This is a genomic window from Methylophaga marina (assembly GCF_030296755.1).
Taxonomy (GTDB): Bacteria; Pseudomonadota; Gammaproteobacteria; order Nitrosococcales; family Methylophagaceae; genus Methylophaga; species Methylophaga marina.
Window position 1 is genome coordinate 1120820 of the sequence record NZ_AP027741.1, and the last position, 14974, is coordinate 1135793.

The window sequence follows — 14974 nt, forward strand, 5'->3', positions numbered from 1 at the left end:
TGATGTTAACCGGCGCGAAACGCATCCATTTTAATCGACTCGACTTTTTTACCCATCATGATGACCTCCCCCTGATAACGCTGCTGCATATCACTGGCGAACTCAAAAAAGTAATACCGCTGCAACTGTATACGGCCTTGGCGATTACGTTTAAATCGTATCTTACGCCAGAACACCGTATCGTTTAAAAAAGCCACGCCGGTATTGGCGCAATACGATTTTGCGGCCAGCGTCGCGCGTTCAGCCACACCGCGACTGTCCCACCAAAACCAGGCTATAGCAGCTAGAATGATGACTAAAATTTCGCTGTCATTCATCCTAGATCACCCCATAATGTTTGAGAGACAGCCAGAGCTGCCACCGCGGCTGTTTCCGTTCGTAAAATACGTGGTCCAAATTGTACAGCCTGATAACCGGTATCTTTTGCCATCGCCACTTCGCTATCCGCTAACCCCCCTCTGGACCAATCAACATGGTTAGCGATTGAGGTTTTGACAACTCAGTAAAGCGTGTTTCTGCTAGAGGATCCAGTACCAAGTTCAGCTCATCCTGATAATCAGATAATACATCGGCTAATGTTTGAACTGGGCTTAATTCAGGCAAAAAACTCCGACCTGATTGCTCACAAGCACTAATCATGACACCTCGCCAATGATGAAAGCGTTTATCAGCGCGGTCACCATTTAGCTGCACATTGCAACGTTCGGTTATCACAGGCACAATTTTTTTGACGCCCAACTCCACCGCTTTTTGTATAGCAAAGTCCATTCGCTCACCACGTGAAACACCTTGTAATAAGGTGATGCCTAATGGTGATTCTTTCTGTGTTTCAATCGCATTGCCCAGGCGCACGCGTGAATGCCGCTTTTCAACAAGAGTCAACTCTGCTTCATACTCCATACCGCCACCATTGAACAAACGAATATTGGCCCCTGGTTTGAGCCGCAGCACTTGAATGGCATGACGGTGCACGTCATCCGGTAAGACAAATTCTGATTCAGAAGATGAGAGTGTTTCAGTATAAAATCGAGGCATGCGCATGTTGTTGGTGTCAAAAAGCAAGTAAAGTGATAAGCAGTTTACAGATTGTCATCGATAGATTGAATCAAATTCCTTTTTTCACTGTTATACTCAAGTCATGAATATAGACCGGCAACAAATTCAACACATTGTCAGAGACGTGGCCTTCACGACCCTTCTTCCATTGACCAATAACGTTAGCCGGGATTACAAAAAAGATGGCAGCATCGTCACCGCAGCAGATGATGCAGTACAAAGCGCTCTAAGTAGAAGGCTCGCCGAACTGTTTCCTGATATTGCGCTACTGGGTGAAGAAATGACTACCGAACAGCAACAGCAGCTTTTCGATTCTGGTAAGCCAATATGGTGTCTTGATCCGGTCGATGGCACTAGCAATTTTGCTTCTGGCTTGCCTCTTTACTCCATTTCATTGGCACTAATCGAGCAAGGTAAAGTGACTTTTGCCATGGTGCTTGACCCATCGAGAGATGAAAGTTTCACTGCTCTTCGTGGTCAGGGAGCCTGGTTAAATGATTTACCTCTACGCTTAACCTCTCCTAATCTCAGTTTGGATAACACTATTGCCTTTGTCGATTTCAAGCGGCTACCTCAAGATTTAGCGTTGAAACTTGTCAGAGATCGTCCTTTTGCTTCACAACGGAATTTAGGTTCCATCGCGCTCGAGTTATGCTGGTTAGCAGCCGGACGGGGCCATATTTATCTGCATGGTAAACAACAGATCTGGGACTATGCAGCTGGTGACTTGATCTTGGAAGAAGCCGGTGGTTTTGCTTCGACACTGTATGGAAACCCTTCATTTCGCTACACATTAGAGCCACGCTCTTCCTGTGCCGCCATTGATGAGGCGTTATTTCAAGTTTGGCAAAATTATTTGCTGGATGCCGTGAATGGTTAGAAAATCACTGGAATTTGTCACGCCAGACTGGACAATGCCCGACCATATTCAGGCATACACAACCACCAGAAAGGGTGGTGTCAGCCCGCCCCCATACGACAGCCTTAATCTTGCCGAACACGTTAACGATACACATGAGAATGTAGAAAAAAATCGTCAACTACTTGCCTCAGCCCTGACGCTGCCGGCTTCCCCGCTTTGGTTACAACAGACCCATAGTACTAAGGTCATCAACAGTCAGGACTGGTATGAAGGCATCGAAGCAGATGCCATCTACTGTAATCAAAACGATCACGTCTGCGCCATCATGACAGCGGATTGTTTGCCTCTATTAATCAGTAATCAGACTGGTACTGAAATTGCCGCCATTCATGCTGGCTGGCGTGGTTTAGCGGATGGCATCATAGAAACGACTATAGAACGTTTTCAAGACTCAACAGATAAACTCCATGTTTGGCTGGCGCCCGCAATTGGTCCCGAAAAATTTGAAGTCGGTCAAGATGTGTTTGAGGCATTTATCAATCACTCAGATACCGCACAAGTCGCCTTTCAGCAAACGGATAATAGCCACTATTTGGCTGATATCTACCAACTTGCTCGTTTGAGATTAAGGCAGCTAGGCATCACACAAATGTCTGGAGGCGATGCCTGTACGGTGACCGAGACCTCACGCTTTTTTCATACCGGCGCGATGGCGAGACCGGTCGCATCGTTTCGCTTATCTGGATCGGCAATAAATAAGGTATCATTACCGGCTTAATTCAGCCTTGTTGGATCATTATGGAATTACTCATCTGGATCATCGTTTTTAGTCTGGTAGGCGGACTTTTAAGCGTCGTTGTCGCTTCATCCTTTTTATTACTGCCCGAAAAACACCGTAGTTTGACGGTGCCACATTTGGTCAGCTTTGCGATTGGTGCCATGTTAGGCGCGTCATTTCTTGGCTTAATCCCTCACGCCATCGAACATGAATACGCCATTGATGCACATGCTATCGGCTTTACCTTACTGCTTGGTCTACTCAGTTTCTTCGCGCTGGAAAAAATGGTGTTATGGCGACATTGTCATAGCCATCATGGTCACGAACATATCCCTGAACTCGACAGACCCGATCACCACGGTGGTCACCATCACGATCACAAACATAAGTCTGCAGGCCCGCTAATTCTCATTGGCGATACAATTCATAACTTTGTCGACGGCATTTTAATTGCTGCCGCATTTTTAACAGACGTGCATTTGGGTATTGTGACGGCATTAGCTATTGCCACCCATGAAATTCCACAAGAGTTAGGTGATTTTGTCATTTTGCTGCACAGCGGCTTTAGCCGCAAAAAAGCGCTTTATTACAATATTCTCTCGAGTTTAGGCACGTTGGCTGGTGCTTTACTGGGTTATTTTGCCCTTTCTGATATGCAACAAATTCTGCCTTATGTTCTGCTTGTTGCGGCATCCAGCTTTATTTATGTGGCTGTAGCAGATTTAATTCCTGGCTTACACGATAAGGTCAAGCCATCAGAGTCTTTGCAACAAATCAGCTTGATCGCCATGGGCGTTATCTTCATCTATATCGCTCATAGCACGCTTCATTAAACATGACGGGAAGGAACCCTGATAAAAAGATTTTGATTGTCGGCCCATCATGGGTTGGCGATATGGTGATGGCACAATCGCTATTTATAGCGTTGAAAAAGAACAATCCAGAAGTCACCATCGATGTGCTCGCTATGGACTGGACTCGACCGCTGCTTCAACGTATGCCAGAGGTCAATGAGGCCATCAGTATGCCCATATCGCATGGTATTTTTGGCTGGAGTATGCGTAAAAAACTCGGTCAGTCATTACGAGATAAACGCTACGACCAAGCTATTGTGCTGCCTAATTCCTGGAAGTCAGCATTAATTCCTTGGTTTGCAAAAATACCGCTAAGAACGGGATGGCTTGGAGAATATCGTTACGGCTTACTGAATGATGTCCGAAAACTCGATAAGCAGGCTTTGCCGATGATGGTCGAGCGTTTTGTCGCTCTGGCGCATCCAGCGTCATTATCACGAACTCCGCTCACTTATGAAGCACCCTTGATGCTTGCCGAGCCTGCTAATGAAGCGATTAACCCCAAACGACAGTCGGACGACCAGAAACGACTTATTCTCTGTCCGGGCGCAGAATTTGGCCCAGCCAAACAATGGCCAACCTCTCATTACGCCGCTTTAGCTGATTTTTTCTTACATCTGGCTGGCAAGTGTTGATACTCGGTTCCAAAGCGGATGTCAGCACCGCTGAAGAAATCATCCATCTTTCCAGTCAGCAATCAAACAACCTTATCAGCCTGGCTGGTCAGACAAAGTTAGAAGAAGCCATCGACCTGTTAGGAACAGCCGATCAGGTAGTTTCTAATGATTCAGGGTTAATGCACATCGCCGCGGCCTTACAAGTGCCATTAGTCGTTGTATATGGTCCGACCTCTCCGGCATTCACCCCACCTTTAGCCAGCAATGCGCGCATCACCCAGATAGACATCGAGTGCAGCCCATGCTTTAAGCGTACCTGCCCATTAGGCCACCATAACTGTATGAAAAAACTGTCTGTTGACAGTGTGATTGAACTAATAAAAACAACATTATGAAACCGTTAAACTCGTTTTTTTCAGACTTATCCCTTCACAATATTCGTCTATTTACGGCATTCATTAGTCTGCTGTTTTCCGTATTGGCATTCTCCACCGATCAGCTGATTAATAGCGATGGTGTTTTATACTTGAATATGGCAAAAGCTTATATAGAAGGTGGATTGGCTGCGACAGCAGCCATGTACGATTGGCCATTTTTTTCCATCTTAATTGCCGTTATTCATCAATTTACAGGTATCCAACTAGAATTGAGTGGGCAGATCATCAATAGCCTGCTTTTTGTGGTTTTTACTGATGCGCTAGTACTGATTGCTAATAAATTATTAGCTAACCTAAGATACGTCTTTATTGCATCCTTAATCATTCTCTGTTTTTCTACACTTAATGACTACCGTAGTTATATTATTAGAGACATTGGCTATTGGGCTTTTATCTCAATTTCAATCTACCGAACCATTATTTTTTTAGAAAAGCCTAATTGGCAAAATGGTATTTACTGGCAATTATCCAGCCTATTAGCCCTGTTATTCCGTGTTGAAGCTATTGTTATTATTCTGGCAACGCCTCTATTCATAGTGTTCCAACTAGGATTTAGAGATGGCTTAAAATCAGCTATTAAACTCTGTTCATTATTCCTTCTTGGTGGCGTATTGGCTGCAGCCGTATTTACTCAACAACAAGGCATGAAAAGCTCCTTTGGCAAACTCCTCAGTGTGACCGAATTTCTGGACCACTCAAGTATTACTGAGGTATTTCATGAGAAAGCGACTATTCTAGGTAAAGAGTTATTGAGTCAATATTCCGAACGCTACGGCGGGATGATTTTAGCTTCAGGCCTTGTATATATGTTACTAGCAAAAATCATTACGGGTTTATCGCCGCTAAACCTTATTTTTTTTACCATGGCTAAAGTGCAGCAAAAAACAGGCTCGTCGGAAAGTAATACTCGTCGCTTCCTGCTTTTCTTCATTGGCATCAACCTCATTATTCTGCTTACGTTCCTATTTAAACATTACTTCATCAGTACCCGTTATGCAGTCATGCTAATTACTGCTGTGGTCCTGCTTATGCTACCTGCGATGTGTCGTCTGATTGATGATTACTGGCTAGCCAAAAATAAATTTGCCCTTACAATCATCCCCTTCTTACTTCTTGCGAGTATCATTGATACCTTCACCACCAGTGTGACCAAAGGCTATATAAAAGAAACTGCGATCTGGGCGAGCCAAAATTTGCCGGAAAACAGCCGGGTTCTCACCAACGATATTTTTATTGATTTTTATTTCCATGAAAATGAGCCTAAGGCGCGGTTAAAACTCGATAGAACGCTTCAAACTAACAAGCAGTTTGATTATTTTATTGTTATCGAGAAGCCCTCTCACGCAGAAAGAAAAAAACAATATGCTAACTGGAATTTGATCCCTATTCATTACAGCGAGAATTCTCGAGCTGATAAGGCTGTGGTCTATAAGGTGTTAAATATTGACAACTAGACCACGTCACGTTCTGCAGTTATGCCATAGCTACGATCCGCCTTTTGATGATTGCGCGCGACAATATGCATCATTATTTAAAGGCACTAGTTTCCTTGTTACAACGGTCTTCCTAACGGGAGCCCCCAGAGCTGACTTGTTAGAAAATACACTGTCTGACGAGGTCATTTTTCTTGAAAGCCCAAAGCATAAACTTAAAGGACTTAAGTTATCACTACTGAAACGAGTGAAGAGAATATCTCAACAAAAACACTACGAACTTTGTATTGCACATAGGACAAAACCCACATATTTAGCCCTCATTGCCACACAACTTCCTGTAATGAGTATTCATCACGCTTTTGGTGACTTTGACCGTTTAGGAAGAAGGCTTTTTACAGAATTCTTCTCATCTCGCTTATTACTCATAGGGGTATCCAAGGCTGTATCAGCCGATATAAAACAGCACTTACCCCGTTTTCCCGTAGATGGGATCGAAACTTTATATAACAGAGTGGATATAGAACACTCAAAAAATGAGCTCTTGAGTAAAGCTAAAGCCAGAGAAATGCTAGATATTCCTGATGAATCTTATGTTATCGGTAATGTAGGCAGATTACATCCTGATAAAGACCAAGAGACACTGATTCGGGCATTTGCCAAAGCAAAGCATGCGCTCCCTGAGAATACTTTGTTAATTATTATTGGCAAGGGCAAGCTTCAACAAAAACTTCATGATCTTGCTCAATCACTGAATGTAGAAGACAACATCAAATTTATTGGCTACATCAAAGATGCGAAGCGTTACTTTACAGCCTTCGATATTTTTGTCTTGACCTCTGATAGTGAGCCTTTTGGTATGGTTGTGCTGGAAGCTATGATCGCGAATCTACCTATAATTTGTAGTGATTGTGGAGGAGCAAAAGAAATTGTAGAAAACACAGGGCTATTATTTCCTTTTGCATCTTCTGAAAAGTTAGCAGAGTTACTGGTTCATTCAGCCAATAACAGAGAGTCAACATATAGTCATGATGCTTCGCTTATGAAACTACATACTTACTTTTCTGATGAAGCTGGGAGGAGAGCATTTTGGAAATTAGAGCAAATAAAGAAAATTCTCTCACCTTAACTGATCTGTTTTTGCCAATTAATCAGTATTTAAGAATAATGCATTACTTTACATAGCAAATATATTCAATAATCAGGTCGTATAAAAATGGCAGACATAAAACACAAAAACAAATATGACTTTGACACGATATGGCAACTGGATACAGATTGGTTCGAGCCCCCAAACCACAGACGCGGTGGCTGGAGTGGTGTGGTTAAATATGTACTTGAAACAACACATGGTGCTATTGATGTGTTTATCAAACGTCAGGAAAATCATCGCACAAAAACATGGTGTCATCCTTTAAAAGGCATTCATACCTTTCAAAAAGAATATAACAATATTCTTAAACTTACGGCTAAGCATATTCCTACACTTGAACCTGTCTATTTTTCATGTGACCAGTCAAGGGCGATACTGGTTACAAAAGAGCTTCGAGATTATCAATCACTCGAAAACATTTCTCCCTCAAGCTTATCAAATGTGTCACGTAAACAATTACTGAAAGCTGTAGCTCATGTATTGGTGAATATGCACCAAGCACATTTTCAACATAATTCACTTTATCCCAAACACATTTTTGCTAAGCCAGTATCTGATGGCTGGAAGATAAAAATCATCGATCTGGAGAAAATGAAACGTACATTGTTGGTCAGACAATCGATGCTGAGAGATCTGGGCACACTAGACCGTCATGCTAATGAATATTGGTCAATGAAAGACCGCGTTTTCTTTTTACAACAGTATTTCAATGAGCAACCATTGTCTAAAAAGACTAAACAACTTTTACATAAAATTGCTAAGCCCAAAAAAGCAAAACGTCATTAGTCGTGTTGACCGACTGCATGCGATATACTTACGCACTGTTTAACTCAAAGACATATATCACATCATGATCGTTTTAGGTTTGTCTGGCGCGGTAAATCACGACGCCTCTGCTGCTTTATATATTGATGGAAAGCTTGTAGCTGCTGCTGAAGAGGAGCGTTTTCTGCGTGACAAGCACGCCAAAGGGAAAATGCCTTATGAGGCCACTAAATTCTGTTTAGAACAGGCTGGTATTCGTCCCGATCAGATTGATATTGTGGCTTTCCCTTACGCTGAGATTGGCCTGAAATCACCCGCACGCTGGCACTATGCAAAGCGCCATTGGTATGCCCCTGACCGCGCACTTACCGCTTTATTCAGCGGTAACCGTCGATATTGGCGGAATCACCGAAATGTAATGAAGTTATTAGATGATCTAGGTATCGGAGCGAAACGCGTTAAATTTGTCCCAGTTGAACATCATCTAGCGCATGCCAGTAGTGCCTACCATTTGAGTGGTTTTAAAGAAAAAACAGCCATTATCGGTATTGATGGTAAAGGCGAATATGCCACTACTTTTTTTGGTTATGGCGAAAATGGCAAGATTCATAAGATCAAAGAATTCTATGATCCGGATTCACTTGGTGGTGTCTATGGTGCATTAACAGAATATCTTGGCTTTGAAATGCTGGATGGCGAATTCAAAGTAATGGGTATGGCCCCTTACGGTGATCCGAAGCGTTTCGACTTCTCACGTTTAATTGACTACAAAAACGGTGACTTCAAGGTCAATACCAAACTGGTCAATGTCGTAGGCACTCGCCGTTACAAGAAGAATGGCAAAGGCTACTTTTTCAGCCCTGAGTTAATCGAATGGTTAGGCCCAATGCGAGAAGGCGATGAAAAAGACGAGCCTTACATCGATTACGCAGCAAGCATTCAAGACCTGTTAGAGAAAACAGCTTTAAAACTAATTGATTTTTATCTGGGTGACATTATTAAAGAGACTGGCAAAATCGCTTATGCTGGTGGTGTGGCTCTCAATGTGAAACTCAACCAGCGTATTATTGCCATGCCTGGTGTCAAAGAACTGTTTGTACAACCGGCGGCAAGCGATGCGGGTACCGCCATTGGTGCGGCCAGTTATGCTTCACAATTAGCCGGTGTACCCGTAGAAAAAATGGAGCATGTCTACTTAGGCCCAGCCTATACCACTGAACAATGTATTGAGGCCTGTGAGCAATACGAACAGCCAGTTAAATGGGAGCGAATGAACAATGTCACCGCCGAAACAGCTAAAATTCTAGCTGATGGTAATCCAGTTTCCTGGTTCCAGGGGCATATGGAGTTTGGACCTCGCGCTTTAGGTAATCGAAGTATTCTGGGTTCACCGAGTCATTCAGGCGTAGCTGACAGAATTAATGCCCAGATTAAATATCGTGAACGTTGGCGCCCCTTCTGTCCTAGTATGCTGGATACAGTTGCACCAGAAATATTACAGACAGATCATCCTAGCCCGTATATGACATTTACATTTGATGTGGCTGAAAGTTGGAAGTCGCGTATTCCTGAAGTCGTGCATGAAGATGGTACGGCTCGGGCTCAAATTGTCACTCAAGCAACCAATCCTCGTTACTACTCACTGCTGCAGGAAATGGAGAAACTCACGGGCAATGGTGTGGTTTTAAATACCTCGCTGAATCGCCGCGGAGAGCCAATGGTATGTAGCCCAACTGATGCATTAAATATGTTTTTCGGTTCTGATCTACAGTATTTAGTGATGGAAGATATACTCATCACAAAGTAGATTGATTTAATCCGTATAGCTCAGCATATACTCAACACGTTTTTTCCAGGTGTAGTGTTGGCTTATTTTCTGCTGTCCCCGTTTAGCTATAGCTAAACGGGCATCATCATTACTCAAATAATAAAGCACTTTTTCTACCAGCTCTTTTGAGCCCTTAAACGTCTCAATTTCCAAACCAATCTCGAATAAATCTGCCACTTCATCACAATAATCTGTTAAGACAAAACACCCTGCCGCCATTGCCTCAAAGATTCTTAAATTAACACCAGTTTCAGCTGCATAGAATGGTCCTCGAGTGATATTCAATACAATCTTAGAACTGACAAGATGCTGATAAAGTTCTTGTCCCCATAACGGTTTGTCATCAACTTTCTGTTGTAAAGCAGGTGACATTATTGATTGATTTCTTTTCCATCGATTTCCCTTGATAGAAACATAATCAGCAATATGTTCCAGCATAAAACAACGTCTCAGATCAGCGCTACCTACAAATAAAACGTCATGCTGATACTTAGCTGGCTCAGCTTCAACCAGATTAGCCCCAAAAGGTGAAAATATCGTATTAATATTTTTTCGATTGAAAAACTCTGTCACTACTTTTGAAAATGAAAATACGCGATCATAAACACGGACTTCATTCTCAATAAAATAGATAAACTCTCTACGCTTTGAATATAGATTGCAGCTATCAGTATCGTATAAATAGAGTTTTATACCTTTAGTTTTAGCTAAATCTGCGAGGTGGTTGGGTTTAATAAAGCGATATAAAAAACCTATAACAAAAATACTGTCAGGTTTAATTTCCTCAATTAATGATAACAACGACTCAAAACGTTTCTTGGGTAAGTAATAAAAACTATTTTTCTCAGATAGTTTTCGTTGTACTTTTGTGAAAGCTGAGCGAGGCTTATATAAGCTGATATTCTCCAACTTAGCTAAATCATAATATTCTGAGTTGTCTATACAAGCATGAATATCTCGACCGAGAGTGGCACCACCAATTCCATCCAGAATTAAAATTTTCTTGTCCGTCACCAACCAATGTCCTTATATTGCTTTTATAATTTTCTGTATGCTGGGTTGGTTAATAAATTGCTTTGATAACAGGCGTTGAAACTTTTCCCATTTCCGTTCAATCTTTCTTTTGCCGAAAAGCCGAACATAACTGCTAATCGGAATAATATCCGAGTTACCGATATTATCGATAATCAAACACCTCATGCCATCATTCCGCTGCTGCAAAACCATATTTTTCGGTTTGAGTGTCATGGTAATAATGTTCTGTTCTAACAGGTCCTGTTTCAATCGGATTAGAGCCTGACTGATGGGTTCGACTAATGCAGAAGTCGATGCCAGATTATCCAGATAAAACTCTAATGTTTTTGAAACCTGACCATCCTCGTCACGAATCAAATCAAACACCGCACCAGATCCCATATTGGTGTCTTCATTACCATAGAACTTTGGCAAACTTAGCCAGTCGATATTTCGCTGTTGTAAAAATCGATAATAGGCCTGTTCACGACGTGTTTCTTCCTCACCACGTAAAACGACCACTTTGACGCATTTTGATGAATCATCAGGGTGCACATGTACTTCTCTGTGCAAGCCTTTACCGACTAGAGTCGTGTTGGATAACTCAAGCATTACCATACCCGTTAGGATTTTGACTCTGCCAACGCCACGCATCGGTGACCATATCTTCAAGTGATTTTTCAGCAGTCCATCCAAGTAGAGATTTGGCTAATGTCGGATCCGCATAATTAGTGGCGACATCACCTGCCCGTCGTTCAACAATTTGATACTTCACTTGTTTATTTGAGGCTTGCTCAAAAGCTGCAATCACTTCAAGTACGCTGTAACCTTGTCCTGTGCCAAGATTGACGGCTTTACAACATGGCGCGGTTGCTTCTGATTCCAGCCAGTTAAGTGCTTCAAGATGCCCTCGAGCTAAATCCATCACATGAATGTAATCACGCACCCCTGTACCATCTATTGTGTCATAGTCACCGCCAAACACAGACAGGCACTCTCGTTTACCAATCGCAGTTTGTGTCACATAGGGCATTAAATTGTTAGGAATGGCACTGGGGTCTTCACCGATTAGGCCCGACTCATGCGCCCCTGCCGGATTAAAGTAGCGTAGCAATACAACATAATGTGTCTGGCGTCGCCTTGACCATATCCGCCAGAACTTCTTCTATCATCAATTTGGTTCGCCCATAAGGATTGGTCGCTGATGTTGGAAATGTTTCATTAACAGGCATGGAAGCCGGATCACCATAGACCGTGGCTGAAGAACTAAACACAAAATTCTTCACGGAGAACTGTTGCATTACTTCTAGTAAGACGAAAGTAGCATCAAGATTATTCTGGTAATACATCAAAGGAAATGCGCATGACTCCCCCACTGATTTCAGGCCAGCCAAATGAATAACAGCGTCAATAGGATGCGTATTAAAAATACCTTGTAGGGCAGTTTTATCACGACAGTCGGATTTATAAAAAGCCAATTTTTTTCCGGTGATCTGACTGACACGATCTAACGCAATAGATGAACTATTACTGAGGTTATCCACCACCACGACCTCAAAACCGGCTTCTAATAACACCACACAAATATGTGAACCAATATAACCCGCGCCACCGGTGACCAATACTGTTTTTGTCATTACGTTTCCCTTTTTTGTTTTGCCAGTGATGTAATCACTGTGGCAGCCTGCTGCGGCATACTATACAAATCCTCGGTCGCGGCATAGTGAAGCGCCTGCTGCGACCAGTACAGTAACTTGTCTTTATCCAACATTTCCGCTAAATCTAAAGCCGTTTTTTCTGCATTCTCGGCATCGCTAATAACCCGTCCCGCATCTGCCTTAGTCACATGTTTGGTGTAACCGCACACATCAGAGACTAAGCTTGGTAACCCTGCCACCATAGCTTCCAGAATCACCGTACCTGTATTTTCTTTTCTTGCTGGGTGAATTAACAGATCGGCCGCCAGCAAAAATCGGGGAATGTCGGAACGTCCCCCAAGAAATGTCACTTGCTGAGCAATAGAGGCTTGCTGTGCTTGGCGTTGTAGATAACGGTTATCACCGTCACCAATTATCATTAGTTTGGTTTTATTCTTGAGCTTATCAGGTAATCTGGCCAACGCAGCAATAGCCCTATCAACCCCTTTGGTTTTGAAACCAGTCCCCACCATCAGTACTAACCATTCATCTTGAGGAATATTAAATTCAGCACGGACTTGCTGACGAATGTGTTCAGCATTGGCAGGACGCTGCCTGTCACGGTCAATACCTGGCGGTAAGCTGATTAAACGATTTTGAGGTGTCTGATAATGTTGTTCGAACAGGGCTTGCTGCACATCAGAAATCATCATTGACACGGTATTCGACTGCTTGCCAAAAACGGCTTCTTCACAAGCTTTATAAAATTTTACACGTCCGGAAAACTGTAAAAGCGCATACAGAGGATGTGACTGAATACGATCGATATAACAAGGGTCTGCCGCGTAATAAACATCCAGCCCCGGCATTTTATTAAATCCAATGACCAGGTCATAATTTTGCTGATGTAATTGTGGCAAAAGCTGATCAATATAGGATTGTAACTTGGCGTGGTTGCTCCAGCCCTTGGTTTCAATAATATGCACATTAAACTGCTCAGGGACGTCCCCTTGCCATTCCATCACATATACGTCGACCGTATCATCAGCTTGCAGGCAGCATTGCATGATATTCATAAAATCACGAGCAAGTCCGCCAAAAGGGAAAAACTTATATAAACAGACCGCGTATTTCATAAACGTGTATTTTGTCCCTGCAGCATGACTCTGAAAAAGGCCTCCAACTCAGGATTCTTCCAGTTTTTCAGAAAGCGTTTTTTATCTTGCAAGTGAGCCATGATCGCTTGTTTTTTATTGCCATATTCTCGCATAGCATCTAAATCAATAAGCCTGATTTTACCTTGCTTATCTAATAACAAGTTCTGCGCTTTCATATCACCATGGCCAACTTGCATTGTGTTCAGATCTGAAAAGATAGTTTGAATCTGACTCACTTCTGATTCCGTTGGCATGCGTTGCTGGTAAACATCTAACAACTCCTCGGCCTCATGGTATTCGCTAATAAAATAAGCTGTTTGTCTCAATGGACCCATGCGCTTTTCAATAAAGGCGAGAGGCTCGGTTGTCGGAATACCAGAAAAAACCAGTAAATTAGCATTGCACCATGATGCCGCGGCCCGGCTTGGTCGCCAGCAGCGGCTTATGGCATGACCCAGATTCTTAATATTATAACGTTTGATAACGACCTCACGGCCAGCCAGCTTTGTGCGTACAACTGTCGCCGTATTACCGGCTTTTAATACCTGAGCGCCAGCAAATAATGCCTCAATATCACGGACGGACTGAAGTTGACTCTGTTGCCAGAAATCTCGTTTTGCTGCGACCTGCCAATGAATATTCTTTTGATAATACGTCATCGTACATGGACGAAAACATTTCTTAAGAAATTGTGTTTTGCGTTGCTGCCATGCTTTGTCTAACAGCTGACTAAACTGTTGCTGCTCATCGGCCGAATAATGCCAACCACGTCCTTCATAATAAACTTTAAGCAAAGGCATCAAATGACTACGCTGTTGCAATGAAAACTGGGCAAATAGTCTGGCCAAGTTTGTCAGGCTAGTATCTTTATCAAGTGCTTTGCCGTCACCTGACTGTTTCACAGAGCCCAGATCGATAAGCACAATCTCATCACCGCTGAGTAATAAATTATCGAGATGGATATCATCTTGATAAATACCGCCTGAGTGCAGAGTAAGCATTAACTCTGATAGCAATGCCAAGCGCTGAGGAACCGCCGAATCAAGGTGAAACGTCTGACTGTTTTCAATAAAGTCATACACCAGTGCTGAACCATGTGGCTCAGACACAGAGAACAATAAATTAGGTGTTTTTACTGCCACAGGCTTGACCGCATCAACACCTTGTAACTCTCGTTCAAAGTCTTTTTGAGCTTTTGCCTGATTAGCGAATAATTTAATTACGACATTTTTGCCGTGACTATCTACGGCTTTCATCACCAAGCGACGCTCTGGCAAGTCACGCAGAATTTGCACACACTGATAGCTGTTTTGTTCTAATTGCAGCTCAAACGGTAATTGCGGTCGGCTATCAGTGCTGATAATGACATAAATATCTGACATA

Annotated in this window: 12 protein-coding genes and 3 pseudogenes; 8 read left to right on the top strand and 7 right to left on the bottom strand. The window is 42.7% G+C overall.

Annotated elements, in window-relative coordinates; translation table 11 throughout:
* Nucleotides 1-5 precede the first annotated feature (5 nt).
* Nucleotides 6-317, bottom strand: a complete 312-nt coding sequence (locus tag QUE24_RS05755; protein ID WP_286305661.1) for a DUF3301 domain-containing protein — start codon at nt 315-317, stop codon at nt 6-8.
* A pseudogene (locus QUE24_RS05765) lies at nt 314-1041 on the bottom strand (16S rRNA (uracil(1498)-N(3))-methyltransferase). Before QUE24_RS05765 ends, QUE24_RS05755 begins: the two are co-directional and overlap by 4 nt.
* Before the next feature lie 97 nt (nt 1042-1138).
* On the opposite strand from QUE24_RS05765, the gene QUE24_RS05770 reads away from it, so the two are divergent.
* The 8 genes and pseudogenes from QUE24_RS05770 (at nt 1139) to QUE24_RS05805 (ending at nt 9762) form a co-directional block, all read left to right on the top strand.
* A complete protein-coding gene (locus QUE24_RS05770) occupies nt 1139-1936 on the top strand; it encodes an inositol monophosphatase family protein (protein ID WP_286305664.1) in 798 nt (265 codons plus the stop codon).
* Entirely contained in the window at nt 1929-2696 is a 768-nt protein-coding gene (gene pgeF, locus QUE24_RS05775) for a peptidoglycan editing factor PgeF (protein WP_286305665.1), read from the top strand. Before QUE24_RS05770 ends, pgeF begins: the two co-directional genes overlap by 8 nt.
* A gap of 20 nt (nt 2697-2716) precedes the next feature.
* Nucleotides 2717-3529 carry a ZIP family metal transporter gene (locus QUE24_RS05780; protein ID WP_286305666.1) on the top strand — a complete coding sequence of 271 codons (813 nt, stop codon included), beginning with the start codon at nt 2717-2719 and terminating at the stop codon, nt 3527-3529.
* Between the two features lie 68 nt (nt 3530-3597).
* Nucleotides 3598-4562, top strand: a pseudogene (gene waaF, locus QUE24_RS05785) (lipopolysaccharide heptosyltransferase II).
* A 137-nt stretch (nt 4563-4699) separates the two neighbouring features.
* Entirely contained in the window at nt 4700-6058 is a 1359-nt protein-coding gene (locus tag QUE24_RS05790; RefSeq protein ID WP_286305667.1) for a hypothetical protein, read from the top strand.
* Between the two features lie 136 nt (nt 6059-6194).
* Nucleotides 6195-7166 carry a glycosyltransferase gene (locus QUE24_RS05795; protein ID WP_286305668.1) on the top strand — a complete coding sequence of 324 codons (972 nt, stop codon included), beginning with the start codon at nt 6195-6197 and terminating at the stop codon, nt 7164-7166.
* An 87-nt stretch (nt 7167-7253) separates the two neighbouring features.
* Complete coding sequence (locus tag QUE24_RS05800) at nt 7254-7976, top strand: lipopolysaccharide kinase InaA family protein (RefSeq protein ID WP_286305669.1); 723 nt, start codon at nt 7254-7256, stop codon at nt 7974-7976.
* Nucleotides 7977-8040: 64 nt separating this feature from the next.
* Nucleotides 8041-9762 (top strand): carbamoyltransferase family protein, encoded by a 1722-nt coding sequence (locus tag QUE24_RS05805; RefSeq protein WP_286305670.1) that lies wholly within the window; start codon nt 8041-8043, stop codon nt 9760-9762.
* A gap of 6 nt (nt 9763-9768) precedes the next feature.
* Here QUE24_RS05805 and QUE24_RS05810 read toward each other — a convergent pair whose 3' ends face one another.
* From QUE24_RS05810 to QUE24_RS05830, 5 genes and pseudogenes are all read right to left on the bottom strand, one after another.
* Complete coding sequence (locus QUE24_RS05810; protein ID WP_286305671.1) at nt 9769-10797, bottom strand: CgeB family protein; 1029 nt, start codon at nt 10795-10797, stop codon at nt 9769-9771.
* A gap of 12 nt (nt 10798-10809) precedes the next feature.
* On the bottom strand, nt 10810-11409 hold the full coding sequence (locus tag QUE24_RS05815) for a YrbL family protein (protein WP_286305672.1): 600 nt from the start codon (nt 11407-11409) through the stop codon (nt 10810-10812).
* Nucleotides 11402-12434: pseudogene (galE, locus tag QUE24_RS05820) on the bottom strand (UDP-glucose 4-epimerase GalE). The gene QUE24_RS05815 and the pseudogene galE overlap by 8 nt, the downstream one beginning before the upstream one ends.
* Nucleotides 12434-13570 (bottom strand): glycosyltransferase family 4 protein, encoded by a 1137-nt coding sequence (locus tag QUE24_RS05825; RefSeq protein WP_286305673.1) that lies wholly within the window; start codon nt 13568-13570, stop codon nt 12434-12436. The pseudogene galE and the gene QUE24_RS05825 overlap by 1 nt, the downstream one beginning before the upstream one ends.
* Entirely contained in the window at nt 13567-14973 is a 1407-nt protein-coding gene (locus QUE24_RS05830) for a protein kinase domain-containing protein (RefSeq protein WP_286305674.1), read from the bottom strand. The genes QUE24_RS05825 and QUE24_RS05830 overlap by 4 nt, the downstream gene beginning before the upstream one ends.
* Between the last annotated feature and the right edge of the window lies 1 nt (nt 14974).

Coding starts and splice junctions, on each gene's coding strand:
- QUE24_RS05755 (WP_286305661.1), bottom strand. CDS start 317: ATGAATGACAGCGAAATTTTAGTCATCATTCTAGCTGCTATAGCCTGG.
- QUE24_RS05770 (WP_286305664.1), top strand. CDS start 1,139: ATGAATATAGACCGGCAACAAATTCAACACATTGTCAGAGACGTGGCC.
- pgeF (WP_286305665.1), top strand. CDS start 1,929: ATGGTTAGAAAATCACTGGAATTTGTCACGCCAGACTGGACAATGCCC.
- QUE24_RS05780 (WP_286305666.1), top strand. CDS start 2,717: ATGGAATTACTCATCTGGATCATCGTTTTTAGTCTGGTAGGCGGACTT.
- QUE24_RS05790 (WP_286305667.1), top strand. CDS start 4,700: ATGGCAAAAGCTTATATAGAAGGTGGATTGGCTGCGACAGCAGCCATG.
- QUE24_RS05800 (WP_286305669.1), top strand. CDS start 7,254: ATGGCAGACATAAAACACAAAAACAAATATGACTTTGACACGATATGG.
- QUE24_RS05805 (WP_286305670.1), top strand. CDS start 8,041: ATGATCGTTTTAGGTTTGTCTGGCGCGGTAAATCACGACGCCTCTGCT.
- QUE24_RS05815 (WP_286305672.1), bottom strand. CDS start 11,409: ATGCTTGAGTTATCCAACACGACTCTAGTCGGTAAAGGCTTGCACAGA.
- QUE24_RS05825 (WP_286305673.1), bottom strand. CDS start 13,570: ATGAAATACGCGGTCTGTTTATATAAGTTTTTCCCTTTTGGCGGACTT.
- QUE24_RS05830 (WP_286305674.1), bottom strand. CDS start 14,973: ATGTCAGATATTTATGTCATTATCAGCACTGATAGCCGACCGCAATTA.